Annotated in this window: 26 protein-coding genes and 1 other annotated feature (1 of these 27 cut by a window edge); all 26 genes read right to left on the bottom strand. The window is 46.1% G+C overall.

All coding sequences use genetic code 11. The features are described from left to right. Nucleotides 1-857, bottom strand: the 5' portion of a protein-coding gene (locus tag C0638_RS14160) for a LysM peptidoglycan-binding domain-containing protein (protein WP_058712274.1). The gene continues 787 nt to the left of window position 1, outside the view; 857 of the gene's 1,644 nt are visible here — the first part of the coding sequence; its start codon is at nucleotides 855-857; the stop codon falls past the left edge of the window. Between the two features lie 159 nt (nucleotides 858-1,016). Beyond that, on the bottom strand, nucleotides 1,017-1,901 hold the full coding sequence (ilvE, locus tag C0638_RS14155) for a branched-chain-amino-acid transaminase (protein WP_013372655.1): 885 nt from the start codon (nucleotides 1,899-1,901) through the stop codon (nucleotides 1,017-1,019). A 17-nt stretch (nucleotides 1,902-1,918) separates the two neighbouring features. Then, nucleotides 1,919-2,818: a prephenate dehydratase gene (pheA, locus tag C0638_RS14150; protein ID WP_025678438.1), complete on the bottom strand. Its 900-nt coding sequence runs from the start codon at nucleotides 2,816-2,818 to the stop codon at nucleotides 1,919-1,921. Next, on the bottom strand, nucleotides 2,815-3,783 hold the full coding sequence (gene thrB, locus C0638_RS14145; protein WP_013372657.1) for a homoserine kinase: 969 nt from the start codon (nucleotides 3,781-3,783) through the stop codon (nucleotides 2,815-2,817). The genes pheA and thrB overlap by 4 nt, the downstream gene beginning before the upstream one ends. Before the next feature lie 27 nt (nucleotides 3,784-3,810). Then, a complete protein-coding gene (locus tag C0638_RS14140) occupies nucleotides 3,811-5,097 on the bottom strand; it encodes a homoserine dehydrogenase (RefSeq protein ID WP_013372658.1) in 1,287 nt (428 codons plus the stop codon). A gap of 43 nt (nucleotides 5,098-5,140) precedes the next feature. Continuing rightward, nucleotides 5,141-5,578, bottom strand: coding sequence for an ACT domain-containing protein (locus C0638_RS14135; RefSeq protein WP_013372659.1), 438 nt, complete (start codon nucleotides 5,576-5,578; stop codon nucleotides 5,141-5,143). A gap of 157 nt (nucleotides 5,579-5,735) precedes the next feature. Then, a complete protein-coding gene (obgE, locus tag C0638_RS14130) occupies nucleotides 5,736-7,046 on the bottom strand; it encodes a GTPase ObgE (RefSeq protein ID WP_025678440.1) in 1,311 nt (436 codons plus the stop codon). 13 nt (nucleotides 7,047-7,059) lie between these two features. Beyond that, nucleotides 7,060-7,797, bottom strand: a complete 738-nt coding sequence (locus C0638_RS14125) for a Spo0B domain-containing protein (protein ID WP_058712273.1) — start codon at nucleotides 7,795-7,797, stop codon at nucleotides 7,060-7,062. Nucleotides 7,798-7,943: 146 nt separating this feature from the next. Then, nucleotides 7,944-8,261, bottom strand: a complete 318-nt coding sequence (rpmA, locus tag C0638_RS14120) for a 50S ribosomal protein L27 (RefSeq protein WP_013311590.1) — start codon at nucleotides 8,259-8,261, stop codon at nucleotides 7,944-7,946. A gap of 5 nt (nucleotides 8,262-8,266) precedes the next feature. Beyond that, nucleotides 8,267-8,605 (bottom strand): ribosomal-processing cysteine protease Prp, encoded by a 339-nt coding sequence (locus tag C0638_RS14115; RefSeq protein ID WP_040103048.1) that lies wholly within the window; start codon nucleotides 8,603-8,605, stop codon nucleotides 8,267-8,269. Nucleotides 8,606-8,618: 13 nt separating this feature from the next. After that, nucleotides 8,619-8,930 (bottom strand): 50S ribosomal protein L21, encoded by a 312-nt coding sequence (gene rplU, locus C0638_RS14110; protein WP_013372663.1) that lies wholly within the window; start codon nucleotides 8,928-8,930, stop codon nucleotides 8,619-8,621. A 13-nt stretch (nucleotides 8,931-8,943) separates the two neighbouring features. Next, nucleotides 8,944-9,030, bottom strand: a sequence feature (ribosomal protein L21 leader region). 96 nt (nucleotides 9,031-9,126) lie between these two features. Continuing rightward, entirely contained in the window at nucleotides 9,127-10,311 is a 1,185-nt protein-coding gene (locus C0638_RS14105) for an Rne/Rng family ribonuclease (protein ID WP_040103047.1), read from the bottom strand. Between the two features lie 47 nt (nucleotides 10,312-10,358). Next, entirely contained in the window at nucleotides 10,359-11,237 is an 879-nt protein-coding gene (locus C0638_RS14100; protein WP_013372666.1) for a M50 family metallopeptidase, read from the bottom strand. Continuing rightward, nucleotides 11,230-12,075, bottom strand: a complete 846-nt coding sequence (locus C0638_RS14095; protein WP_013372667.1) for a peptidoglycan DD-metalloendopeptidase family protein — start codon at nucleotides 12,073-12,075, stop codon at nucleotides 11,230-11,232. The genes C0638_RS14100 and C0638_RS14095 overlap by 8 nt, the downstream gene beginning before the upstream one ends. Before the next feature lie 339 nt (nucleotides 12,076-12,414). After that, a complete protein-coding gene (gene minD, locus C0638_RS14090) occupies nucleotides 12,415-13,212 on the bottom strand; it encodes a septum site-determining protein MinD (protein ID WP_013372668.1) in 798 nt (265 codons plus the stop codon). A 3-nt stretch (nucleotides 13,213-13,215) separates the two neighbouring features. Beyond that, nucleotides 13,216-13,878, bottom strand: a complete 663-nt coding sequence (gene minC / locus C0638_RS14085) for a septum site-determining protein MinC (protein WP_013372669.1) — start codon at nucleotides 13,876-13,878, stop codon at nucleotides 13,216-13,218. 82 nt (nucleotides 13,879-13,960) lie between these two features. Beyond that, entirely contained in the window at nucleotides 13,961-14,491 is a 531-nt protein-coding gene (mreD, locus tag C0638_RS14080; protein ID WP_013372670.1) for a rod shape-determining protein MreD, read from the bottom strand. Next, nucleotides 14,491-15,312, bottom strand: coding sequence for a rod shape-determining protein MreC (gene mreC, locus C0638_RS14075; protein ID WP_013372671.1), 822 nt, complete (start codon nucleotides 15,310-15,312; stop codon nucleotides 14,491-14,493). The genes mreD and mreC overlap by 1 nt, the downstream gene beginning before the upstream one ends. 55 nt (nucleotides 15,313-15,367) lie before the next feature. Further along, nucleotides 15,368-16,402 (bottom strand): rod shape-determining protein, encoded by a 1,035-nt coding sequence (locus C0638_RS14070; RefSeq protein ID WP_013311600.1) that lies wholly within the window; start codon nucleotides 16,400-16,402, stop codon nucleotides 15,368-15,370. Between the two features lie 106 nt (nucleotides 16,403-16,508). Then, complete coding sequence (gene radC / locus C0638_RS14065; protein ID WP_013372672.1) at nucleotides 16,509-17,201, bottom strand: RadC family protein; 693 nt, start codon at nucleotides 17,199-17,201, stop codon at nucleotides 16,509-16,511. 14 nt (nucleotides 17,202-17,215) lie between these two features. Then, nucleotides 17,216-17,824: a Maf family protein gene (locus C0638_RS14060; RefSeq protein WP_013372673.1), complete on the bottom strand. Its 609-nt coding sequence runs from the start codon at nucleotides 17,822-17,824 to the stop codon at nucleotides 17,216-17,218. 22 nt (nucleotides 17,825-17,846) lie between these two features. Further along, nucleotides 17,847-18,089, bottom strand: a complete 243-nt coding sequence (locus C0638_RS14055) for a DUF4321 domain-containing protein (protein ID WP_013372674.1) — start codon at nucleotides 18,087-18,089, stop codon at nucleotides 17,847-17,849. Nucleotides 18,090-18,210: 121 nt separating this feature from the next. Then, entirely contained in the window at nucleotides 18,211-19,482 is a 1,272-nt protein-coding gene (locus C0638_RS14050; protein ID WP_058712272.1) for an SPOR domain-containing protein, read from the bottom strand. A 166-nt stretch (nucleotides 19,483-19,648) separates the two neighbouring features. Further along, the gene (murC, locus tag C0638_RS14045; protein ID WP_058712276.1) at nucleotides 19,649-21,028 is read right to left on the bottom strand and encodes a UDP-N-acetylmuramate--L-alanine ligase; all 1,380 of its coding nucleotides are present in this window, start codon (nucleotides 21,026-21,028) and stop codon (nucleotides 19,649-19,651) included. A gap of 6 nt (nucleotides 21,029-21,034) precedes the next feature. Then, nucleotides 21,035-22,411 carry a bifunctional folylpolyglutamate synthase/dihydrofolate synthase gene (locus C0638_RS14040; protein WP_058712271.1) on the bottom strand — a complete coding sequence of 459 codons (1,377 nt, stop codon included), beginning with the start codon at nucleotides 22,409-22,411 and terminating at the stop codon, nucleotides 21,035-21,037. Between the two features lie 36 nt (nucleotides 22,412-22,447). Next, nucleotides 22,448-25,114, bottom strand: a complete 2,667-nt coding sequence (locus C0638_RS14035; protein ID WP_102163569.1) for a valine--tRNA ligase — start codon at nucleotides 25,112-25,114, stop codon at nucleotides 22,448-22,450. Nucleotides 25,115-25,329 lie beyond the last annotated feature (215 nt).

Genomic DNA, 25,329 nt, shown 5'->3' with positions numbered 1-25,329 from the left:
CCAATCCCCGGATACCACGAGTTCGGCATAGCATTTATTGGCGGACTGTAATCAAATGCCGGTTGCTGTAATGGCCATGAGGAATTCTCCATCGGCTTCGAGCTGGTGCAGCCACAAAACTTTTCGGTTACGGGTTGCTTCTCAATATGAACTGGAAGCTGCGGTTTAGGTGCAATCGGTTGGGTGACTATAGGTTGCATTTGTTGAAGTGGGGCAGGTTGAGTAATTATGGGCTGCAATTGAGGTGGAGCAGGATTTACGGGCGCCATATTGACGGGTGCCATATTGACAGGCGCCATAGGAACTTCAGGCAGTTTTAATTCAGGAAGCTTAGGAGGATTCACTGTTTCTTTCGGCTGTGTCATTTCTTCTTTAGGACTAGGCATATTCTCCGGTTTAGGCTGTGTTAATTCCGCCTTGGGCTGGGTAAGCTCTTCCTTGGTTGGGGATTCAGGTTTAGGCTGTGTCATCTCTTCTTTCACTGCGGTATTTTTCTTATTCACAGAAAGATCAGATACGCTTTCTTTGTAGTGTGGAATATTAACTGTTTCTCCAACCAAAAGTGCATTCGGGTTTTTAAGCTGGGAATTGGCATCAATAATTAACTTAAGCGGTACATTCCACGCCTTGGACAACTTCCACAACGTATCACCTTGCTTAACTTTGTGTTGATAGACCGTTGACGGCTGTGTTTCCATCGTAACAGGATCTGTCGGAATTTTGATTTTCTCGCCGATGCTCAACTGATTAGGGTCTGCCAATTGGGGATTGGCGGCAATAACTTTCTCTAGTGTCACATTATACTTCTGTGCCAGTAAGTACAGAGTGTCACCTTTTTTGACGATGTGTATTTTCACAGGTCACAAACCTCCTAGACTTTCGTTCGGGCGGGATAAACGCCCGGCTTCTGTTATTACATCCTATGCACCTCCCGGGCGAATGACCCCCTACAAACAAAAAAATCCTCTCAACCGAATACTCTTACAAGCATTCAGTCAAAAGGATCTCGTATTCTTTTAGTCCTGCCACACTTTATAGCCATCCTGATCCACAATCTTCCGGAACTCGGCCAGGAGCTCTAAAGTCACTGGACCAGCAACACCGGAGCCGATCGTACGACCATCTACTTCATAAGCTGCAATCACTTCTGCAGCGGTTCCCGTAAAAAACACCTCATCCGCCACATATACATCATGCAATGTAAAAGGTTGCTCCTTAAGCGAATATCCAAGCTTGGCACACAAATCGATGATAGCATTACGTGTAATCCCCTCAAGCGCTCCCAAATAACAAGGCGGTGTATATAACACTCCATTTTTGACAATGAAAATGTTATCAGCAGAACCTTCCGTCACATATCCTTGGGAATTGAGCATAATAGCCTCACCTACACCAGCATAATTAGACTGGATCTTCACCAGGATATTGTTGAGGTAGTTCAATGATTTTATCTTTGGATTCAAAGCATCCGGGATGTTGCGACGTTGAGAAACAGAAATTGTCTTCAGACCTGTCAAATAGGCTTCTTCCGGATAAATGGCGAGCTGCTCGACAATAATGATGACACTCGCCTTTGCACAACGAAGGGGATCCAAACCTAGATTTCCAGCACCCCGGGATACAACCAATCGGATATATCCATTGCGCATTTCGTTAAGACGAATCGTTTCAGCCATTGCTTCCAACATTTCATCAGGAGACAACGGAATGTTCAACTGAATAGATTTCGCAGAATCATACAGCCGCTCTAAATGCTCCTTACATTTAAAAATATTGCCGTTATAAATACGAATACCCTCAAATATACCGTCTCCGTACAAGAAACCATGATCATATACGGAAACCTTTGCGTTCTCCTTAGTCACATGCTGTCCATCCAGATAGATCCATTGTTCTGCCATTACAACCACACCTCCGATTAATGTTCCTTCAAAATAGGTTCGATCGCTGCTTCAACATACTTGTAGCTTGGATAAGAGCCAAGAATACGTACATGGCACCCCAAAGCCTCGATCTCTGCAAAGGCTGCCGGAAGCAAAACGGAATGCAGAGATTCCAGAACTTCAATGTAAAAATAATAATTCCCCAATTGCTTTTTGGTCGGACGCGATTCAATACGAGACAGATTTAACCTGCGCCATGCAAATGCGGATAAAACCTGATGCAGCGCTCCTGGGAAATCCTGCGGCGGCGTAACCAGAATACTGGTTCGCTGGCCTTCAGGCGTACGCGGGAACCTTACAGGTTGATGTCCAATCAAGACAAAGCGGGTGAAATTGTTATCATGATCCGTCACTTTGCTGGCCAAAATATCTAATCCGTGTTTGATAGCCGCAAGCTTGGTTCCAAGTGCGGTCCAACCTTTACCTTGGTTATGTTTAACAATTTCGACGGCCTCTGCCGTACTTCCTGCACTCTCCAGCTCGGCTTGAGGAGCGAAAGTTTGTATGAATTCTTTACATTGGGGAAGCGCTACAGGATGGGACATAATTTTGACCACTTTGCTCAAATCAAGCTTGTCCTGATCCCCGAGAAATTCACTACGATGTCCAATAAGATTTTGAATTGAAGGATATACCCATTCCGCCTGCATTGGAATGTCTACCTCATGCACAAGCCAGTCCATATGCAAACTTACAGAGCCATCAATCGTATTTTCTATAGGAATTACACTATAGTCTGCCTGTCCCTTGTCTATTGCCTGAAATACGTCTGCTATATGCTTGTAAAACAGTAGTTCACAGGGTGTATCTCCTAACAAATATTTAATTGCTTCATGAGAAACAGTCCCCTCAGGAAGAAGTGCAATTCGCATCATATCGTAAGTTCCCCTTTAATCATATCCATAAAAGGGTGTGTATTCCCTTCCGTATATACTTTAGCCCCTTCAATCTCCGGGCGCAAATTTAAAACAGACGCCGTGATCCCTTCTTTGTTCATTGTCTCCGTTAAATACTGTTCAAGCTCCGCTTTACGATTTTCCCGTTGATCCGTCAATGCCAGCAATGTCGGTCCAGCACCGCTAAGGGCCACGCCCAATGCACCATAATGGTACGCATTCTGTAGGATCTCTGTCATACCCGGTACAAGTGCCGCGCGGTAAGGCTGATGAAGCTGATCACGCATCGCTTCGGCGATTAGATCTGTTCGGCCCGATGCCAATGCCGCTACCAGCATTGAAGCATGGCTAATATTATATACAGCATCCTTCAAGGATACATGGGTAGGCAGGACCTCTCTGGCCTTCGACGTGGACAGTTGAAAATCTGGAATAACTACCATTACCTCTAGATTAGCATCCGGTTCAATCCGTAAGTGCTTGGCATGTTTGCCATCCCACACGGCAGTAATAATACCGCCAAACAAAGAGGCCCCGACATTGTCCGGATGCTTTTCAATAGCGCTTGCCATATCAAATAGCTTGGAATCCGACAGGGGCGAGCCAATCAGCGTATTAGCAGCCACCAAGGCACCTACAATAGCGGAAGCGCTACTGCCCAAACCACGGGTAAGCGGAATATCCGAGTACATCGAAATTTCCAGCTCAGGAACAGATACACCTGCTTCACGAAAAACCATTTGTGCTACCTTGTAAATCAAATTGGTTTTATCTTGGGGAACGCCATTCATTTGATCCCCGTACAGATGGAAAGCTGTCTGCTCGGCCTCTTTTAATTCAATCCATGCGTATAGAGACAACGCCATGCCCAATGTATCAAAGCCAGGTCCTAGGTTAGCCGTACTCGCAGGCACGCGCACTCTTGCTGTTTTCAAAACGGTCATACAGATGATTCCTCCTGCTTTTATTAACTATCCCTCTACCCGATATACACTCTTGATGCGGCGAATCACGTCCAAAGTTTCAAAATGCTCCAAAACCTTTTTCATACTTGCTTTACTAGCTAAATGAGTCACGATAATAATCTCAGCATCGGGATTAGTCTCATTCGGCTGCTGCACGACAGATGCCAAACTGACATTGAATTCAGCAAATACCTGCGTAATCTGTGCCAATACCCCTGCTTTATCATCTACGTGTAAAAGCACGAAATTTTTGAAATACACGTCTTCGTCATTGCAAATTTTTTTAGGATTGTAGGGTACGATTGCTTTTAGCCCATTTACGCCAAGTTTGAGGTTTTTCACTACAGCTACCAGGTCAGCCACTACTGATGTAGCTGTTGGCATTTCGCCTGCACCTGCACCATAAAACATGGTTTCTCCCACTGCTTCACCATGTACATAAACTGCGTTGAATACCCCGTTCACCGATGCCAATGGATGCTGCTTGCGCACCATAGTCGGCTGAACATTAATCGTAAATTCATCACCTTGGCGTTCTGCAATACCAAGCAACTTCATTTGATATCCTAGTTTTTTAGCAAAGGCAATATCTTCACTGGTTACCTTTGAAATACCGCTCACGCTTACATCCTTGAGCTCTACATTAGAGCGGAAACCAAGGGTTCCCAGTATTGCCATCTTGCGCGCCGCATCCAATCCTTCGACATCTGAGGTCGGATCAGATTCTGCGTATCCAAGTTCTTGAGCTTCCCTAAGAACCTCCTCGTACGAGGCTCCTTCCTGACTCATTTTAGTTAAAATAAAGTTTGTTGTACCGTTCACAATCCCCATAATGCGGGTAATACGGTCAGAGGAGAACCCTTCAATGAGTGTACGAATGATCGGGATACCGCCTGCCACACTAGCCTCATAAAAAATATCACATTGTTTTTCCTGTGCTTTTGCCAATACTTCAGAACCGTGCAATGCCATTAAGTCCTTGTTGGCTGTCACAATGTGTTTGCCTCTCTCTAGCGCTTCTAGAATGTACTCCTTCGTCTGATCAATCCCACCCATGACTTCGATAATCACATCAATTTCAGGGTCTCGAATGACTTCCCACGGGTCCTCAGTAAGTTTAGCGGTGTCTACTTCTATGGAACGATACTTATCTATGTTTTTTACAGCTATTTTTTCAATGATGATCGGTGAACCTACTTGTCTGCTCAAGTCTTCCTGATTGCCCTCAACGATTCGAACGACTCCCGTACCTACAGTCCCTAAGCCTAACAATCCTACTTTGACCGGTTTCATCCATTCCCCTCCTGCTAACTTTTATCTAACGAACTGTATCGCCTCAGCCTTGCCCAATCAGGCGGACCCGCTTGACTCCAGAAATGCTTTCCAAGCCCTCCAGCAGAACACCCAATTCATCACTAAGCCTGGACATTTCGACTGAGATAACTACATTGGCTCTACCTTGCAGTGGAATACTTTGCTGGATCGTCAGCACATTACCTCCGTAATCCGCCACTCTGCCGAGCACCCTGGACAGCATGCCGGATTGATGCTCTAGATCGATAGAGATATTGACAATTCGCTCACGCTCTAACTGGTTAACCAAATGTATGCCATCTTTATATTTATAAAAGGCGCTTCGGCTTAGCCCAACTTGCTCCACAGCATCATGTACGGTTTTAACATCTCCCGAAGCCAGCAGCAGTTTTACCTGTATGGTCTTAACAATAGCTTCAGGCAAAATATCTTCCCGTACCAAGTAATAGCGCTCTTTCAAGAACGTCCTCTCCTCAAAGACTTATGTTTTTGTATAGAGGACATTATATCTAAACTCATGAAAATCGGCAAGCTCACAATACAAAAAAACGGCTACTGACTTCTATAGAATTCCCTATAGTGCAGTAACCGTTCAGGTTTTAAAGCTTTATTTAATTTTAGTAGTAGCTGCTGCCTTCTACGAATTCGAACTCGAAATCAGCGATGCGTACAGATGTACCATCTGTGGCACCACGTTTGCGTAGCTCAGCATCCACACCCATATGACGCAACGTTCTTGCTAATTTCAAGATGGCATCATGCGAATTCATCTGCATGCGCTTCATCATGCGCTCAATTTTGGGGCTGTGCACCACGAATGTGTCGTTTTCACGCACAATCGTAAAGCCCTCGTCTTCGGTCGTATCCAACTTAAATACCTTGCGTTCATTAACTTCTGCTACTTCCTCAACAACCGGCTCGTCCGGTATTTGATCCAACAGATCAGCAGCCCGATAGAGCAGTTCCTTTACACCCTGACGTGTCAGAGAGGAAATAGGCATGATTTCAAGGTCAGGACGTATCGTAGCAATCTGCTCTTTGAAGTGAGCAAGATTTTCTTCAGCTTCCGGCATATCCATTTTATTGGCCGCCACAATTTGTGGACGCTCAGCCAGAGCTGCATTATATTGCTTCAATTCGTCGTTTATTTTGGTCCAGTCTTCGAACGGGTCACGTCCTTCAGAGCCGGCCATATCCACAACATGGATAATAATTCGCGTCCGCTCAATGTGCCGCAGGAATTCATGGCCCAGTCCAGTGCCTTCATGGGCTCCTTCAATCAAACCAGGCAAATCGGCCATCACAAAGTTCCGCTGATCCCCCACATCCACGACACCCAGATTTGGGGTAATCGTTGTAAAGTGGTATGCGCCAATTTTGGGTTTTGCAGAAGATACAACTGACAACAAGGTAGACTTTCCTACACTAGGAAATCCGACCAAGCCTACGTCAGCCATCACTTTTAACTCAAGCGTAATATAACGCTCTTGCCCCTCCGCACCGTTTTCAGCCAATTCAGGCGCTGGATTACTCGGTGTTGCAAAACGAATATTGCCGCGTCCTCCGCGTCCTCCTTTAGCTACAACGACCTGTTGGCCATGACGAGTCATATCTGCCAATACTTCACCTGTGTCATCATCCATGATAACTGTTCCCGGTGGTATACGGACAATCATGTGCTCAGCGTTGGCTCCGTGTTGGCTTTTGTTGCGACCTTTTACCCCACGCTGGGCTTTAAAATGCCGTTGGTACCGAAAATCCATCAAGGTACGCAAACCCTCATCTACACGAAAAATTACATCTCCACCGTTCCCTCCGTCACCACCAGCTGGGCCGCCATTAGGAACATATTTCTCACGGCGAAACGCAATTAATCCGTCTCCACCGTCACCGCCTTTAACAAAAATCTTCGCTTTATCTACAAACATGGTTACACCTTCCTTATGTCTGGCACTGCATTCGAATTTGAAGCATATCGCCCGTAGGGAGCTTCTCTGTTCGAAGGCGTTCACTTCCAAGTACGGATCTGACGTGCTTTAGTATATTTAAATCGGCAGGTATGTCACTTCCTTCAAACCGGACGATAACATCATTCTGATCCATACCGAAATAAAGTGTCAATCTGCGCACTTCTCCCCAGGACGACCGGCCCCCGCCATATTGATACGCACGCACCGTTTGTATGACGGCCGAGGCAAGCGACTCGCCGTCTTCGGGAGACATGACAGCGTCTAACTTTAAATCCTCCTCAACCTGTACCGACAATTGTAAATTTCCGGCGTTCACGCAAAAAGACTGCAAATAAAACACCAGCGAGGGAATACCCAGCTTAGATATTTTACTGTCTTCCGACACCCGCCCCTTTATTATTTCCACATAAGCAGCTGATTTATCATGCTTATTCATACGAATATAGCCATAAAGCACCTGTAAATCATTCATCCAGTCATGCCGATGATGGTTAAGCGTTGCTATCGCTGTACGCTCAAAAGAACGCAAAGCAGCTTTCCGCTCATGTTCAACCTGTCTATGTGTATACCACATACCAAAACAAGCAGCAGCTACAGCCCACACAGCTAGTATGATAATCGTTAATGCTTTGGGATAGAGCAGTGAAAAAACCAAAGGAATCAGAATGGAACCCAACGCCAGATAAGGCGCTCTTATCCGCTGGAACATGGCTTCTCTCCGTTCTGCGATAATTAAATGGACTAGTCAACAACCTTTATCCAGTATAGCACAGACTAACTTTCCAGTTCATTACCATCATGCAAAAAAGCCTCCGACAAAAGTGCCGGAGGCTTTTCAGCGTGTCTAAGCCGCTATTAAGCTTCTACAGTAGCTGCTACTGGAGCAACGTCGATCGGGTAGATGCTCACCTTTTTGCGATCACGGCCCCAACGTTCGAACTTCACAACGCCATCCACTTTCGCGAACAGAGTGTCGTCCTTACCGATGCCCACGTTCGTGCCCGGGTGAATTTTCGTTCCGCGTTGACGAACCAAGATGCTACCGCCGGTAACTGCTTGACCGTCAGCACGTTTCACTCCAAGACGTTTCGATCTGCTGTCACGTCCGTTTTTTGTGGAACCTACACCTTTTTTCGATGCGAATAACTGAAGATCCAATGTCAATTTCAACATGATGTCTACCTCCTTCTTTGTTTATTTTCTATTTGAATATACTTACCGTATGATTCAGCAATGCTTGTCAGCATAATCACCATGGACTCCAACAACAGTTGAACCTGTGCGTTCGTATCATGATAACTTTCAGGAGAAAGATACGCGCTTAAAAAGCCGTTTTCCATTTCCGTTTCCATTTCAACGTCCGTAAGAGCTACAATCGAATTGACAGTTCCTACCGTTACCGCTGAAACCCCAGCACATACGATATCCTCGCCAGATTTAGCAAAATTCGCATGGCCTTTAACAGAAAACCCCTGTATGCTGCCATCCTCCAGCCGTATAATACGCACGATAATCAATTATCGCACCCTCTTACGCTTGGATTTTTTCAATCGTCACTTTCGTGTACGGTTGACGATGACCTTGCTTCACATGGTAGTTCTTTTTAGGTTTGTATTTGTATACAACGACCTTTTGACCTTGACCATGCTTCTCAACTTTAGCTGTTACAGAAGCTCCAGAAAGAAGCGGTGTACCTGCTGTCAAGCCATTGTCGCCGGACACTGCCAGAACACGATCGAACGTTACAGTTTCACCATCATTAGCTTCCAACTTCTCGATGAACAATACATCGCCCTCTTGAACTTTGTATTGCTTACCACCAGTTTCGATAATTGCGTACATTTGCTTGCACCTCCTTATGTCTCAGACTCGCCTAATTGCAGGTGGCAGTTTCCTTAGGATACTGCACTTCAGTACCTGATTGGAGCGGTTACAGCATGTGCAGCCAATCTTACGCATCACACATACTAAATGATTGTAGCATAAGCTTCGTACACATTCAACCTTTAGTTTTGAAATAATTTTGATTACGCACGTTCTACACGAGAGTCTTTTCTTCACGCACTTTTTTGCGGGTCATTTCCAGTAAACCTAACCGCGTCCAACCGACAACATATGATTTAGTCCGGTCCTTTTTTAATCTTGCCTCCAGCACAGAAGATACTTCCCTACGATTCTCCTCTTGTTCCATATCGATGAAATCAATGATGATAATACCTCCAATATCACGTACACGTACCAGGCGGGCAATCTCTTCTGCTGCTTCAATGTTAGTCTGGGTCACCGTCTCTTCCAAATTACTGCCGCCCGTAAACTTCCCAGTGTTCACATCCACGACGGTCAATGCCTCCGTATGATCAATGACAATGTATCCGCCACCCTGAAGCCATACCTTTCGTGCAAAATCGCGTTCCAGCTGCTCATGAATGCCATAAGCTTTGAAAATCGTTTCTTCTGCACTGCGAAATATACTTACATGAGCTTTCGCAGAACCAATCTGTTGCAGCATTACTTCTGCATCCTTTGCTTGCTCCTCGCTGTCAATGACCAGTTCATCCTGCTCAGGTGTAAACACATCGCGAATTAAACGCTGAACGATACTCAGATCTCGGTGCAATTCACACGGTGCGGAGTGTTCACCCGCTTTGCGCTGAATAGCCACCCATTGCTTACGTAGTTGATTCAGATCATTTTCAATCGCCTCTATACTCATTTCCTCTGAAACCGTACGAATGATGAGCCCTTCCTCACCCGTGCGTAGCTGCTCTCCCATGGCTTTCAAACGGGCACGTTCTCCCTCACGCTCAATCTTCTTGGATACGGCCACATAATCAGCCCGGGGCATGTATACAATCCAGCGGCCCGGAAGTGAAAAATGAGTGGTCACCCTGGCTCCTTTGCTACCAACCGCCTCTTTTAATACTTGTACTACAATTTCCTGCCCCACCTTTAACAGTTCAGAAATGGACGGCTTTACCTCTGGCTGCTTGTCCAAATGAGCATGAAGTACGTCATCCACATACAAAAAGGCATTCTTGCGCTGTCCAATGTCAACAAAGGCGGCTTGCATTCCTGGTAGCACATTGACCACCCTCGCTTTGAAAAAAGAACCTAGAATTCCCCGTTTTCGCGGTAGTTCAGCCGCATATTCAACCAATCGTCCCTCTTCCAACAGTGCCATTTGGGTCATCTGCTGTTGGCATTGTACAATCATTTGCTTCATGGTTTTTCAACCTCTCTGAATACAGCCTCTTCCTTATTTCATAAACATTATTTGGGTTTGGATTCTCCACCATTTGGCGGGCGTGCCGCAAAATAAGAACGTATAAGTCGTTGTTCCGGCAATACAGCTACAATCCGTCCCTGTTCATTCATAACGTAAACCATATGATATCGATCTCTTCTGAAAAGACGCAAAACAGGCTCCAAATGTTTCACGGGCAGGGATACAATAGGTAAGGCAATGCTTCCTTTAGCCGCTTCGCGGTAAAAAAGCTCGTCCCTCCCCAGCAAAAAACGTATAAAACGGTAAGGGATATTCCGATAATCCACAATATTAGAATAAAGCAAAAAAATCCCTACCGCCAGCAGATTTAAATGTAAAGGCTCATCTTGCCTTAATAACGGCGAAATACCATACAGGCAAAATAGCAGACTTGTTATGATACTGGCTCTAAAAGTCCATACTAATGTGCGGTGATAAGAGAAGAATAAGCTAATCAGCGACTGCAATATTTTTCCACCATCAAGCGGTAAAATTGGCAACAAATTAAACAATGCAATAACAGCATTTCCCTGAATTATATAATTTACATAATCATGCTCCAACCCACTCACATTCCTAAGCCACAAAAGAATGATGATCATGATTCCGTTTTGCAGGGGGCCTGCTAGAGCAATGACAATCTCCTTCCACGCATTGAGCTTCCCTTGATCCTCAATGACAGCCACTCCTCCAAAGGGTAACATCTGTATGGAAAGCAACCGCGCCCCCAACAACGAAGCAGCTGTCGCATGACCTAGCTCATGTATAAACACCAGTGTAAATAAGGTCATGATCTCGATGAAATGTCCAGTTAATACAGAGGTCAGCATAACCAGTACAAACAGTGGATGCAGTGATAAGGTCACCCCTCGGACATTAATCAAGGGCTACCACTTCCGACGGGTCAATGTATTGATCCCCTCTTTGAATTGCCAAAAATAAAGTCGCCGCCTCGCTACCGCCGTGACTTGCTGGCAATACACCGATCTCTTCACCCTCCTGAACCCAATCGTTCACTTTTAAGGTAGAGCGTGAGAGCCTTCCGTAAGTTGCTGTGATACCGCCAGTGTGACGAATTGTAACTGAAATCCCACTTTTGGGATGGTTTAATACGTCTAATACACGTCCTGCATCTATACTTTTAACAGCGATTGCCCCGTTATCGGCAACATTCGGCGTAATTTCTACTCCTTTAAGACTCAGTACAAACGGCTGTGTTATATTGCCTTCAATCGGTGGAGAGCCCTTTCGACTTGCGTCTACCTGTTTCGTTTCATGCTCCTCGCCAAAAATCGGTAAGAAGGAAGGAGCTCCGTCAAAATAAGTTTTATACCATTGTCCGGCGGCTGCAAAATCCATGTCCTTATTCAAGGCATCCGCGACAAACATTCTCAAATTTACTGCATAGGGAATATCCCAGCGAAATAAGCCCCACACCACTCCAAATAACACTGCTGCTATGACAGTTCTACGCCAAAAGGAACTCCAAAAAGACGGACCACGATTTGCCCCAAAAGATTGCTGCCAACGTTGTCGATCATTTTTCCACTCGGTTTCTGGGTCTCTGGGCGAGTTGGCACTGACTACAGGCATCGATTTCATTTCTCTGTACCCGTACCTGTTCTGATCTATGCCTGAGGAATACGCCTCCGCTTTGTTTCCCTCGATTAGCTGCTGTATACGTTCTTTTCTGCGCTGCTTGATTCCGGAATTTTTGTCCATCCTGTTCAGCCCCCTCAGCGAGGTAAGTTTATTACATCTTATGAGGACGGGCTTCAACTTATGTTGTCCGGTTGGGGATTACATACCCTAAAAATCAAAAAAACCGGCGCTAGCGCACCGGATATGTTTTGCATTTATAACATTTATGTAATGATCTAAATTTACGAACCAGAATTATAGAAATTTAAAAAAGCAAACCAAAAACACTTAAATAAGTGGTGACTTATTTAAGTGTCTAGTATTACAAATGAATGCTACTGTAACACTTCCCTTAGAAATCAGTGAAAATATCTCACTAGAAAAGGCCAAGCAACCACCAGCAATAACTTCCTGTTTTCCTTATCCACCCATACCAAAAAACTTCTTAAAGCGTGTCATCACACTCTTCTTCTGGTCCAGCTGCATAAGAGGCACAGTATCGCCCAAGATTCGTCTCGCAATGTTCCGATAGGCAATCGCTGCCTGTGCATCCGGATTCATAACAGTAGGCTCTCCTGTATTAGCTGCTTTAATTACCATTTCATCATCCGGTACAATCCCAATAAGGTCTATGCTAAGCACTTGTAAAATTCCGTCAATATCTAACATATCTCCGGATTTAACCATACTATTGCGAATGCGGTTAACCACCAACTTAGGTGATATCACGTGCGAACTTTCCAGTAAACCAATTACCCGATCTGCATCGCGTACAGCAGCATTTTCTGGAGTAGTCACAACAATGGCCTGATCCGCACCGGCAATGGCATTTTTAAAGCCTTGCTCAATACCCGCAGGGCAGTCGATCAATATATATTCAAAATCCTTTTTAAGCTCCAAAATAATATCCTTAACCTGCTCCGGCGTAACAGCACTTTTGTCCTTGGTTTGAGCAGCTGGTAGCATATACAGCTCCTCAAAACGCTTGTCCTTAACAAGTGCCTGGTTCAGACGGCAACGACCTTCCGCTACATCAACAAGGTCATAAATAATCCGGTTTTCCAGACCCATCACAACGTCTAGATTACGCAAACCGATATCCGTATCCACCAAACACACCTTTTTGCCGAGCAGTGCAAGCGCTGTTCCTATATTGGCTGACGTCGTCGTTTTGCCGACGCCGCCTTTTCCTGAAGTGACGACGATAGCCTCTCCCATGTGCTACACCCCTTTGAACACGTTAAAATCGCGGCCCAGACGCACAATATTGCTCATTTTATCTATTTGCATAGCGCCATCCTTGAGATACGCAAATTCCATGCCGGATTCACGTGTCTCCCATTCATCTGGTGGACGGCTAATCATTTCGGAAATTCGCAGCTGTGTTGGTGCAAAATAGGAGGCCGCGATAATCGCTTCACTATTTCCCTCCATCCCTGCATGCGCCATACCCCGCAGAGCGCCAAGGACATAGATATCACCGGTACAAGTTATAATTCCACCCGGGTTAACATCTCCCAAAAAGAGTAAGTTTCCATCGTGATGAAGCACTTGTCCTGAACGGATAATCCCTGTCACCGTGTGAATGGGGGGCTTGCCCTGCACTACCACAGGCAATCCGGGTGATTCTACAGACCTGATGAGCAGATTCCCCTTCTGCTTCAAAATCTCCAGAATACTTTCCTTTTGCTCCTCAGTTACTTCCCGACTTCCCAGTTTAATATCCACATGAATGATCGGACCAGTTAAAATATTTTGATGACTGTGCTCCAGCTTAAAACGCAGCTCACCCAGCAAATCCTCAAATTCGCATTGATCGTCCAGCAGGAATACCAGGCCATCTTTGATGCCTTTAATCGTGACATGATTCGATTTCACCGCCATTAGCCTGTCCCTCCTATCTCAATCATTTCGTCCCCGGGACGTCAAATCCCTGCTAACCCGGACAAAATGTGTGTAAAAAGACCTAGACAGTCTCTTCCTTTTTCACACGGGTACCCAAACGCTGCAATTGCTTGCGAACTGGGACATAAATGATGAGGGCGAACAGAAAATGGATAAACAAATCAGGAATCATATACTGAGCAAGTGCCCAATTGAAAGTCTGATGATTCAGTTGAAACAGCTGATCAATGGCAAAAAGCATAGAATCCAGCAGGAAACTACCAATCAATACGGCCGCCATCATAATGGGCATTGGTGCACGTCTAGCAGTAAACACAAGCCCTAATAAGTATGCAGACAACCCCATTGCAAAAGAATAAGGGCCAATGATAAACCCGTAGTACACTACATCATGAATAAGTCCAAAAACAATACCTAGCACCAACGCTGTATGACGGCTGTAATACACAGATACAAACAAAATTACGACATACACAAAATTTGGGACCATTCTTGAATGCCAACTATCCGGGAGAAGCCACGGAAGAATCGTTCCTTCAGCTATAAACAGGACAAACAGCAGCAGTATCAGAACCTGACCGCGCATCTTCATTATTCCGGTACCTCAGGAGTGTAGAGGACGAGCAGTTCTTTCCAATCCACAAAGCTGGCTGCCGGTTTAATAATCGCTGTCCGTGTTTTGCCGAACTCTCCAACCTGAATTTTCTCAACCGTTCCAATCATTAGGTTTTTGCGGAACTTCCCGCCTGCACCAGACGTAATAATCTGATCACCCTTTGCGATTGGATCTTTTTCTTCAATGCGAGTCATTTGAAATGTGTTCGTACCCGGATCATAGCTTTCAATCATACCAAACGATTGATTTTCCTTACCCAAGACTGTCGCTGCAATGGCATAAGAATTCGGATTTTTAGGATCCAATGTAGTCAACAGCGTAACGGTAGACGTAAAATTCCCCGTGCGGCTAATGACCCCAACAAACCCTTCAAGTGAACTGACCTCCTGACCGACCTTGGCTCCGTCCTTCTCACCAATATCAATCACGAGTGTTTTGGAATCATTGCTAACACTGTTCACTTGTGCAACACGATAATCATAATTATTTTTCGCCTTTTGCGTTTGGGTGAACTTCAGTTCATTCTGCAATCTAGCATTTGTTTCAACATAATTATGAGTCTGAATCTGGTCACGAGTCAGCTTGGCCACGGCTATTTTTAAGCGCTCATTTTCTTCGTAAATACTACGCATATTACCGATATCTTCAAAGAAGCCCGCTATTGCTGAAGCGGGCCTGTAAAAGATACCTTGCACAAAGCCAATTGAATCTCTGGCAAACTTCTCGGGCCAGGTTAAGGAATTTCTCTGTCCAAGTGTAATCCCCATAAGGGCAATAAACAGAACGATTCCGATCAATAGAACAAATAGTCTTTTATTGCCAAACAGCTTAAACAGTTCCTACACCCCCGATTCAACGTTTGGAACGGACGGCAGAACTGCTGCGCGATTTGAACAAATGGATATTTTCCAGTGCTCTACCCGTACCGATTGCCACACAATCCAGAGGATTTTCCGCTACGATCACCGGCATTCCGGTCTCACCTGCCAACAGCTTATCCAGGTTGCGCAGTAGTGCTCCACCACCAGTCAGTACAATTCCTCTATCCATGATGTCCGCTGCCAGCTCGGGAGGGCATTTTTCCAATGTTACTTTAACTGCATCCACGATCGCATTAACGGTATCCGATAATGCTTCGCTAATTTCATCGGAGGTAATCGTAATTGTCTTCGGCAAGCCTGTTACCAGATCGCGTCCGCGGATTTCCGATGTTTCCACTTGCTCTAATGGCATAGCTGAACCAACTTCCATTTTCAGCTGCTCAGAAGTCCGTTCACCAATCATCAGGTTGTATTGACGTTTCACGTATTGAATGATGGACTCGTCCATTTCATCGCCAGCTACACGTACAGAACGACTTGTTACGATCCCTCCCAAGGAAATGACCGCAACTTCGGTTGTACCTCCACCGATATCGACAACCATACTGCCTGTAGGCTCCCATACCGGCAGATCAGCGCCAATTGCCGCTGCAAACGGCTCTTCAATCGTGTACGCCTCTCTTGCGCCTGCTTGCTTGGTCGCATCTTCAACAGCACGCTGTTCCACTGCAGTAATGCCCGAAGGCACGCAAACCATCACGTTCGGATGGCGCGGAAACAATGAACGTTGTGCTTGCGCCTGACGGATGAAATATTTGATCATCGTTGCAGTCGTATCAAAATCAGCAATGACTCCATCCTTCATTGGACGAATTGCACGGATATTTCCCGGTGTGCGACCGATCATTTTTTTCGCAGATTCCCCAACAGCCTCAATGGTTTTTGTATCTGTACGCAAAGCAACTACAGATGGTTCACGAACCACGATTCCCTTACCTCTTACGTATACAAGCGTGTTTGCCGTTCCTAAGTCAATTCCCAAATCTTTTGTAAAGCCACCCAGCATGATGTTAATCTCCTTTTCTCTTCCCTGAAATCTGTTATCCCTGTATAAACGGTTTATTCAGGCCGGTTTATCCGGTCATGTTTAAATGTTTGATTTAAATATTATATTATATCAGACCTTGTTCCTTCAAACTTACAAAGGTCCCGTCCCCGATCACAATATGATCAAGCACGTCGATGCCCACGATGTTGCCCGCTTCCATCAGGCGGCGAGTCAACTGGACATCTTCCGGGCTTGGCTTCGGATCACCGCTCGGATGGTTATGAGCGCAAATAATCGAAGCACTGCTACACTTGATTGCAGCCCGAAATACTTCACGAGGATGCACGATGGCGGAATTCAGGCTGCCCATAGATAGCGTTTCCTGAGCAATGACATGGTTTTTGGTATTTAAAAACAGGCAAACAAAATGCTCTTTCTGCAAATAGCGAAGCTGTTCAAACAGCAGATCTGCCACATCCCGTGGGCAACTAATCACCGGGGTCTCCAAGTGGCGTGACAATGCTAATCGACGCCCGAGTTCGATCCCCGCTTTTAGCTGTATCGCTTTAGCATTTCCAATGCCCTTAATCTGGGTCAACTCGCTCAGACTCATATCCACCAGTTGACGCAAATTCCCTGCTTGCTGCAAAATACGCTGCGCTAAATGCAGAGATGATTCACTTTGTGTTCCTGTACGCAGTAGTATTGCTAGCAACTCCGCGTTGCTCAAGGCATCCGCCCCATATGTCATCATGCGCTCTCTTGGTCGTTCTTCATGGGGGAGGTCGCGAAGCATCAGTATTGGCGACTCCAGCATATGTTTATCCCCTTTTATGGACGCAGCACATTCACTCCAAAATCGGACAGCATGTCCGACAGCAAAGAAAGCGGCAATCCTACGACGTTAAAATAACAACCCTGAATAGATTCCACCAACGTAGCACCCATGCCTTGAATGCCATACGATCCTGCTTTGTCAGACGGTTCTCCAGTATTTACGTATGCCACAATTTGCTCTTGGTTCAGAGGCTTCATTGTGACCTCCGTTTGGCGATGTCTAACAAGCATCTTGCCGGTTCCGGTATGTATGCAGGCTACCCCAGTGTACACACGGTGTGTTCTTCCCTGCAATGCAGTCAACATACGAACCGCGTCCGCATGGTCAGCAGGCTTGCCCAATACCGAATCCTCCAGCACGACAATCGTATCACTGCCAATCACCAATCCAGCTTCCTCGGACTGTGCGGCAGTGCGCACGACCGCTTCGGCTTTGCGGGCCGCAAGGGTCTCCACGATTTGCTGAGGCGTCCAGCTCTCAGGCGTGCTTTCATCCGCATGACTCGGCACCACCTCAAAGGGGAGTCTCAAATATGCGAGTAATTCCTTCCTTCTTGGTGAAGTCGATGCCAGAATAATGCGGGGCGTAATTTTCCCGTCCATAAGGGAAGCTCCTTTTCATCAGTTAGAGCCTGCGATACAGCCAGAATGCGGCGATGATGCCGATCAGACTAAGCAGGCTCAATTCAAAATTTATCGTTATGTTGTAGCTGATAATATCCAGATCCGCTCTCGGCGACCAGGATATCGTAGTGGGGTGGGTCAGAAAGGAAAGGACTTTGACCGATTGAAGGGCCTTAGCAATCCAGGCACCCAAAAGCCAACCGAGCAACAAAAACAGTATAAGCATTCCTACATTTTTTTTCATCCTGATCTTCCCTCGCCATTTTTTGACACCTTCATTATTATACGGTGATTTGTACTGCAATACAAACAGAAATCCGGCATGGGGAACTATTTCCAGTTCCTTGCCGGAAAGTATGGTTAGTCTACTGTTTTATGAATTGGATAAATTCCTTCTCACGCAAAACATATTCCATCATGGAGGACTGAATCTCCCAAATGTGTTCCTTGGCTGTGTTCTTGTTATATTCTCCAAGTGCAGAGACTGCGCTGTTCATCGCCTTTTCAAGCGAAGTTGCGGTGGTAGCCGCTTCCTTCGGAAGACCAGTGGGAATTGCAGCGATATTTTGTGTCCACTGCTGATGCAGGTCGTTCAGCTCGCTCATGTCGGAGGCTGGCACCGTATTTGGGCCTTCTTCTCTGAGCAAAGTTGAGGAAAGTCCGCTCAGCTTGCCCACTAATGAGTTGCTTAACTGAAAAAAGGTAGTGAGTTTATCACCATTACCTCCGTAAGCCGCTTTTTCGAATCCGGGTAATTCGAGCTCGCGGACATACAATTCCACTCCTTGTGTCTTCAATTGATTACTAAGCAACTTGGCTTGCTCCCTATCCGATGATATTCCTGCATATACTCGGTTTTGATCCTCGCTATCCCCTCCTGCTGCAATGCCTGCCTTCAACAGTTCTTCCTTTGCCTGTAAAGCCCTCTCTGGAGTGCTGAAAACCCCGTATTGCAGCAAGTAATAGGTTTGTGGAGGCACTTGAGTCGCTACGATGGTAACAGGGGCAGCATTCTCTTTTGCAGACGTTGTATCGACATCAACAGATTCTTTGAAAACGGGTACAGCCTCATTATCCAAAGAATCAGATCCCGGGACCATACTACCTCCGTTAAACAGTAACAACATAATATATCCGAACATGCCCCCAGTCACCAACGCACTGGCTACAGAACCGATTAATCTCCATCTGGAAGGGTGAGGCGGACGCTTTCTATACTCTTGACCGGAATAATAGGCCTCCTCAACATCATCCTCTTCTGGACTTTCCGGTAGAACGTCCGCATCTGACCAGGAAGCTGCCGAACGACCAAAAGGGTCGTCCCATCCCTCTTGTACCCTCAATGTTGGAGTAAAACGCCGAGTTGCAATGCGTTTATTCGTCTCCACAGGTTTGCCGAGCTCTGAATGTTGTGTAGTTCGAGTATGTTTCTCCATACTACTAGTCCGTTCCATTCCTTTACGCTGGTTATCAGTTTGATAAAGCTCATCATCGTGGTGTAACTCCGTATCTCTAATCATGTCACGCTGTCCGTTCGTAAACGACTCATTTTTGTTCGGAAGCACCTGTAGCTTATCCTCCCGGCTTGTTTCCGGCAACTGTTGATCGAACCGGAATGTCATCTTGGCCTTGTTCATGGATGCACTCCCTCCTTGTCCCATACTTCCTCATAGTCTGTTGTATGAGTCAAGCTGAGGAAATATGCCACGGCATTACAAAAAAAGGTATCCCGAAACACTTTCGTGTTCGGAATACCCTTCAAAGTTATAATTCATTGGCGTAACAGCCCATGTTTATACGTAATTACACTTGTTGCCCGCGAAGATGGCGTGCTAATGCGTCGCCAGCTTTCCAGATATCCCCTGCTCCCATTGTCAGCACAAGATCGCCCGGCTGTAACCGATCTTTCAACTCTTCGATCACGGCTTCTTTGGTCGGTAAATAGACTGCATTCGCATTGCTGTTTTGGACGATTAAATCCACCAGTTTGGAAGAATGCACACCTTCAATCTGTTTTTCTCCCGCTGGTGAATAAATATCGGTAATGATCACTTCATTAGCCTCGCTAAACGCACGGCTGAACGCATCCAGCAGGAAAAAGGTACGACTGTAGCGTTGTGGCTGGAACACGGCAATAATACGCTTCCCAGTCGCTCTCGCTGCACTGATCGTTGCCTCAATCTCTGTTGGGTGATGCGCATAGTCATCAATAATCAAAATGTCATTGCCTTCACCTAGCACTTGAAAACGACGTTTTGCTCCGTGAAATTCCACAATAGTTGCAGCAATTTGATCAAATGGAATCCCTGCTTCCAAACATGAAATCACGGTAGCCATCGCATTATACATGTTATGTTTACCCGGTACAGACAATTCAATCGTTCCGAGTGCTGTTCCCTTACGACTCATCGTAAAGCTTAATCGGCGGTCACCTAGTTGGATATCTGTCGCCATGTAATCCGCTTCATGCTCTACCCCATAAGTAATGACCCGAGTTTGGAGCTGAGGCAACATCTCTCGGATGTTCTGATCATCTGCGCATACAATAGCTGCTCCATCCGGCCGAATTTGACTTAAAAACTGTACGTAAGCACTTTTCAGCCGATTAAAATCGCCATCGTAATTTTCCAAATGATCCGCTTCAATATTGGTTACGATACCCTGCCAAGGATGATATTGCAGGAAAGAACCATCGCTCTCATCCGCCTCGGCAACGACAAACTCGCTTTTACCCGCTTTGGCGTTCGTTCCCAAATTCGTGATTTCGCCGCCAATAATATACGTTGGATCAACATTACATCTCTCCATAACCAGAGCGATCATGGAAGAGGTTGTCGTTTTCCCGTGCGCACCCGCAACCGCTATTCCCTTACGTTCGTTAAGCAAGCGAGCCAGCATCTGCGAACGGTGCAGTGTTGGAATATTCAATTCTTCCGCTGCCACCCGCTCTACATTGTCACGTGACAATGCTGTTGAATAGACAACAATATCTGCGCCTGCAATATGTTCAGGCGTGTGTCCAATATATATTTTTGCGCCTTTTGCCGCCAGTTTTTCTGTCAGCTCCTGTGATGCCACATCTGAGCCAGTCACGGTATATCCCATCTCCAGCATGACCCGAGCAATCGCGCTCATCCCGTAGCCGCCGATACCGATAAAATGAACATGTTCCGAAGTAATCAACAAATTTCACCAACCTTTTTCCGAATCGGTTTGATACATAAGGGTAGCCCGTACATCCGCAATAAGATACAGCGTGCCGGACACCACCCCCAGATCTTCCGCTTCCGTATGTGACTGAAACAGGCTTAAAGCCTTTTTCCAGTCACCTTCTACAATAATTTTTAAATCCGTTTTGGCATAAGACGGCCGCAGCTTCTCCACGAGATGAGCCAAATCAGCGGCATTCATTTTGCGGCGAAAATCGGGCTCGGTCAGGATAAGCGTATCCACTAGTGGCAGTATATGCTGCAAGTATGCCTCATGATGCTTGTTTGACAGCATTCCCATCATTAAAACCAATTTTTTGTACGAATACACTTGTGGGAGACTCTTGGCCAGCGTCTGAGCCCCTTCTGGATTATGAGCCCCATCAAGGACAATTCTCGGCGAGGTACTGACTTGTTCGAGACGCCCTGCCCAGGCAGCTTGCCTAAAGCCCTCCAGCAGATCCGCATCATCCAACACAAAAGCCATATACTGACGTAGGACTTCAAGTGCCATCATAGCTCCTGCCGCATTAGAACATTGATGCTCGCCTAACAACGTGATGTCGATTTCCATATGCCGGAAGGGTCCAGCGAATGAAAAGGTCTGACCTGTTTCATTCCCATTTAACCGTTCATACGTAAATTGTTCTCCTGCCAGGTACAAGGTAGCTCCTTGCTTGGCCGCCGTTTCACGTATGACCTGAATAGCCTCGGGCTGGGAAACACAACTGACGACAGGTACACCCGGCTTGATGATCCCAGCCTTTTCTCTTGCAATCTGTTCCAGTGTATCTCCCAAAATGTCCGTATGGTCATAGCCGACATTTGTAATAACCGAGACGATAGGACTCACGATATTAGTTACATCCATCCTTCCCCCGAGACCTGTCTCCCATACCACAACATCTGGAAAAGCTACCGTAGCATAGTACAAAATAGCCAACGCTGTGGACACCTCAAACATCGTAGGTGATCCCAACTCACTATCTGCGATTTCTTTCACCAACGGATACAAGCGATTGGCGAGTGAAACCAGCGTTTCATCTGGAATATCGGTCCCGTTGAATTGAAAACGGTTTGTAAATCGGGTGATGTACGGAGAAGTAAAGGTCCCAACATCGTATCCACATTTCAGAAGCACAGAGGTTAGAAAGGCACAAGTCGAGCCCTTACCGTTGGTTCCCGCAATATGAATAAATTTCAGATGTCGTTGGGGATCACCCAGTCTACTCATCAGCTGTTCGATTCGTTCCAGTCCGGGTCTAATGCCAAACGGAATCAACCCGTTAATCCATTCCACTGCTTCATCATAATTTTGTAAAGGGGCTATGTCGCCGCCCCTGATCGTATCTGACATCCTCTTCACCTTCAGGTCATTTTATTGTGAGTGAAATTATCCCTTGAGTTCTTCAATACGTGCGATAACTTTAGCGCGCTTATCTGAGTAATCGGCTTGCTTGGCCTTCTCTTCCTCGATGACTTTGGCTGGTGCCTTTGCCACGAAGCCTTGGTTGGAGAGCTTTTTCTCCACGCGCTCCACTTCACTGTTCAAATGCTGAAGTTCTTTTTCGAGTCTGCTAATTTCCTGGGCAATATCTAGCAGTCCGGCTAACGGCAGGTATAGCTCTGCGCCGCTAACAATAGATGTCATAGCTTTATCTGGAGCGGTGAACTCTAATCCCGCGTCGAATTCAGACGTATTACAGAATCGACGTACATACTCCCCATTGCGGTTAATGATATCAAGAACGGCTTGATCGCCGGGTTTTATGAGCAATTCAATTTTTTTACTCATCGGCACGTTGACTTCAGCGCGGATATTGCGCACAGCACGAATCACGTCGATCAGCAAATTCATTTCAGCGACCGCACCCTTATCCTCGAAAGCAGGATCGTAAGCAGGCCAAGCAGCTAGTGTGATCGTTTCTCCCTCATGCGGAAGATGCTGCCATATTTCCTCGGAGATAAAAGGCATGAACGGATGAATCATGCGCAGTGTCCGATCCAAAACATAGGCAAGGACGGATTGTGTTTTCTTTTTCGCCTCTGCATTATCGCCATATAGGGAAAGCTTCGCAAACTCAATGTACCAGTCGCACAAATCATCCCAAATAAAGTTGTACAGAAGGCGGCCTGTCTCGCCAAATTCATAAGCATCTATTAGACGCGTGATGTCGCGTGAAGTTTCGTTTAGACGGTGCAGAATCCAACGATCAACGGTGCTCAAGTCACCGGTAATGTCTATATCTGCCGCAGTGACGCCTTCCAGATTCATCAACGCAAAACGTGATGCATTCCAGATTTTATTGGCAAAGTTACGCGCCTGCTCCACACGTTCCCAGCGGAAACGAAGGTCTTGTCCAGGCGTGCTGCTGGTGGAGATCATATAACGCATAGCATCGGTACCATATTGTTCGATCACGTCAAGCGGATCAACACCATTGCCCAGGGATTTGGACATTTTTCTTCCGTCCGCGTCACGAACCAGACCGTGCATAAGTACGTCCTTGAACGGAATCTCTTCCGTAAATTCCAGCGCGGTAAAAATCATACGCGATACCCAGAAATAAATAATGTCGTAGCCTGTAACTAGAACATTAGTCGGATAATAGCGTTTGAGATCCTCTGTCTGCTCAGGCCAACCCAGGGTCGAAAACGGCCACAAAGCAGAGCTGAACCAAGTATCGAGTACATCCTCATCCTGTTTGAGCTTTCTACCGGCATATTCAGGCAAAGTGGTAGGGTCCTCCGCCGATACAATCACTTCTCCGGTTTCTTCATCATACCAAGCCGGAATACGGTGTCCCCACCATAATTGACGGGAAATACACCAATCTCGCACATTTTCAATCCAATGCAGATAAGTACGCTCAAAGCGATCCGGCACAAAGTTTACACCGTTGCCAGCCTTCTGTGCTTCAATCGCCTTAGCTGCCAGAGGCTTCATTTCCACGAACCATTGCGTGGACAGATAAGGTTCTACAACTACACCTGAACGCTCACTATGGCCTACTTGGTGTACATGCTCTTCAATACGAATTAGTACACCCTGCTCTTTCAAATCAGCGACGATTTGCTTACGGCAATCGCTGCGATCCAGTCCCTGATATTTGCCTGCTTCAGCATTCATGGTTCCCGTCTCGTCCATCACCGTAATTTGTGGCAACTGGTGACGTTGTCCCACTTCAAAGTCATTCGGATCGTGAGCCGGTGTGATTTTAACAGCGCCGCTACCGAAATCTTTATCCACATAGTCATCCGCAATGACCGGAATTTCACGCCCGATGATTGGAAGCACAAGCGTTTTGCCGATCATTTGCTTGTAGCGTTCATCTTCCGGATGTACAGCTACAGCCGTATCGCCCAGCATCGTTTCAGGACGTGTGGTGGCTACAGTAATAAATCCGCTACCGTCTTTCAGTGGGTATTGCAGGTGATATAGATTTCCATTCACCTCTTTGTATTCCACCTCAATATCCGACAACGCAGTACGTGCAGCAGGGTCCCAGTTAATGATGCGTTTACCGCGATAAATCAGGCCCTTTTTGTACAGTTTAACGAATACTTCGCGTACCGCTTTGGACAGTCCCTCATCCAATGTAAAACGTTCACGGGAATAATCGAGAGAAAAGCCCATTTTTTCCCATTGGTTGTGGATATTGTCCAGATAAAGATCCTTCCACTCCCACACTTTTTCCAAAAACTTCTCACGGCCCAAATCATAGCGAGTCAGGCCTTCTTCACGCAGCTTCTGCTCTACTTTTGTTTGAGTAGCAATACCTGCATGGTCTGCCCCTGGCAGCCACAAGGCATCATAACCCTGCATCCGCTTGGCGCGGATAATAATATCCTGCAAAGTAAAGTCAAGAGCATGTCCAATATGCAACATACCCGTAACATTGGGTGGTGGAATAACGATTGTAAAAGGCTCTGCCTCTGGATGTTGCCCGGCGCGGAAATAGCCCTTCTCCATCCACGTTTTGTACCATTTTTGTTCTGCTGATTTGGGATCATACGTTGTTGGCATTTCCAAGGTTGTCTTGTTGTCTTGTTCTGACATATCAGGATACCTCCATGATTTTTCAATTGGCAAATAAAAAAAGCCCTTCATCCTCAAAGGACGAAAGGCTGTTCTCTCGCGGTACCACCTTTGTTTCACCCCTAGTGTATGTATCCACTGATCCATTACACATGGTGTGACACTTTATGCAGATAACGGTTGCGGACCGGCCTTATTCTACCGTGAACCTCTTACCTTCCGAAGGAATGAAATGA

Origin of the sequence: Paenibacillus sp. lzh-N1 (assembly GCF_002872435.1) — a bacterium.
In the GTDB taxonomy this organism is placed as follows: Bacteria; Bacillota; Bacilli; order Paenibacillales; family Paenibacillaceae; genus Paenibacillus; species Paenibacillus polymyxa_C.
Note: the sequence above shows the minus strand (reverse complement) of the source record. Positions and strands in the feature narration are given on the sequence as shown.

What these genes read in the sequence shown, in the direction of transcription:
- ilvE (WP_013372655.1), bottom strand. Translation starts at nt 1,901, where the DNA reads ATGGCAGAACAATGGATCTATCTGGATGGACAGCATGTGACTAAGGAG.
- pheA (WP_025678438.1), bottom strand. Translation starts at nt 2,818, where the DNA reads ATGATGCGAATTGCACTTCTTCCTGAGGGGACTGTTTCTCATGAAGCA.
- thrB (WP_013372657.1), bottom strand. Translation starts at nt 3,783, where the DNA reads ATGACCGTTTTGAAAACAGCAAGAGTGCGCGTGCCTGCGAGTACGGCT.
- C0638_RS14140 (WP_013372658.1), bottom strand. Translation starts at nt 5,097, where the DNA reads ATGAAACCGGTCAAAGTAGGATTGTTAGGCTTAGGGACTGTAGGTACG.
- obgE (WP_025678440.1), bottom strand. Translation starts at nt 7,046, where the DNA reads ATGTTTGTAGATAAAGCGAAGATTTTTGTTAAAGGCGGTGACGGTGGA.
- C0638_RS14125 (WP_058712273.1), bottom strand. Translation starts at nt 7,797, where the DNA reads ATGTTCCAGCGGATAAGAGCGCCTTATCTGGCGTTGGGTTCCATTCTG.
- rpmA (WP_013311590.1), bottom strand. Translation starts at nt 8,261, where the DNA reads ATGTTGAAATTGACATTGGATCTTCAGTTATTCGCATCGAAAAAAGGT.
- rplU (WP_013372663.1), bottom strand. Translation starts at nt 8,930, where the DNA reads ATGTACGCAATTATCGAAACTGGTGGTAAGCAATACAAAGTTCAAGAG.
- C0638_RS14105 (WP_040103047.1), bottom strand. Translation starts at nt 10,311, where the DNA reads ATGAAGCAAATGATTGTACAATGCCAACAGCAGATGACCCAAATGGCA.
- C0638_RS14095 (WP_013372667.1), bottom strand. Translation starts at nt 12,075, where the DNA reads ATGGACAAAAATTCCGGAATCAAGCAGCGCAGAAAAGAACGTATACAG.
- minD (WP_013372668.1), bottom strand. Translation starts at nt 13,212, where the DNA reads ATGGGAGAGGCTATCGTCGTCACTTCAGGAAAAGGCGGCGTCGGCAAA.
- minC (WP_013372669.1), bottom strand. Translation starts at nt 13,878, where the DNA reads ATGGCGGTGAAATCGAATCATGTCACGATTAAAGGCATCAAAGATGGC.
- mreD (WP_013372670.1), bottom strand. Translation starts at nt 14,491, where the DNA reads ATGAAGATGCGCGGTCAGGTTCTGATACTGCTGCTGTTTGTCCTGTTT.
- C0638_RS14070 (WP_013311600.1), bottom strand. Translation starts at nt 16,402, where the DNA reads ATGCTGGGTGGCTTTACAAAAGATTTGGGAATTGACTTAGGAACGGCA.
- radC (WP_013372672.1), bottom strand. Translation starts at nt 17,201, where the DNA reads ATGCTGGAGTCGCCAATACTGATGCTTCGCGACCTCCCCCATGAAGAA.
- C0638_RS14060 (WP_013372673.1), bottom strand. Translation starts at nt 17,824, where the DNA reads ATGGACGGGAAAATTACGCCCCGCATTATTCTGGCATCGACTTCACCA.
- C0638_RS14055 (WP_013372674.1), bottom strand. Translation starts at nt 18,089, where the DNA reads ATGAAAAAAAATGTAGGAATGCTTATACTGTTTTTGTTGCTCGGTTGG.
- C0638_RS14050 (WP_058712272.1), bottom strand. Translation starts at nt 19,482, where the DNA reads ATGAACAAGGCCAAGATGACATTCCGGTTCGATCAACAGTTGCCGGAA.
- C0638_RS14040 (WP_058712271.1), bottom strand. Translation starts at nt 22,411, where the DNA reads ATGTCAGATACGATCAGGGGCGGCGACATAGCCCCTTTACAAAATTAT.
- C0638_RS14035 (WP_102163569.1), bottom strand. Translation starts at nt 25,114, where the DNA reads ATGTCAGAACAAGACAACAAGACAACCTTGGAAATGCCAACAACGTAT.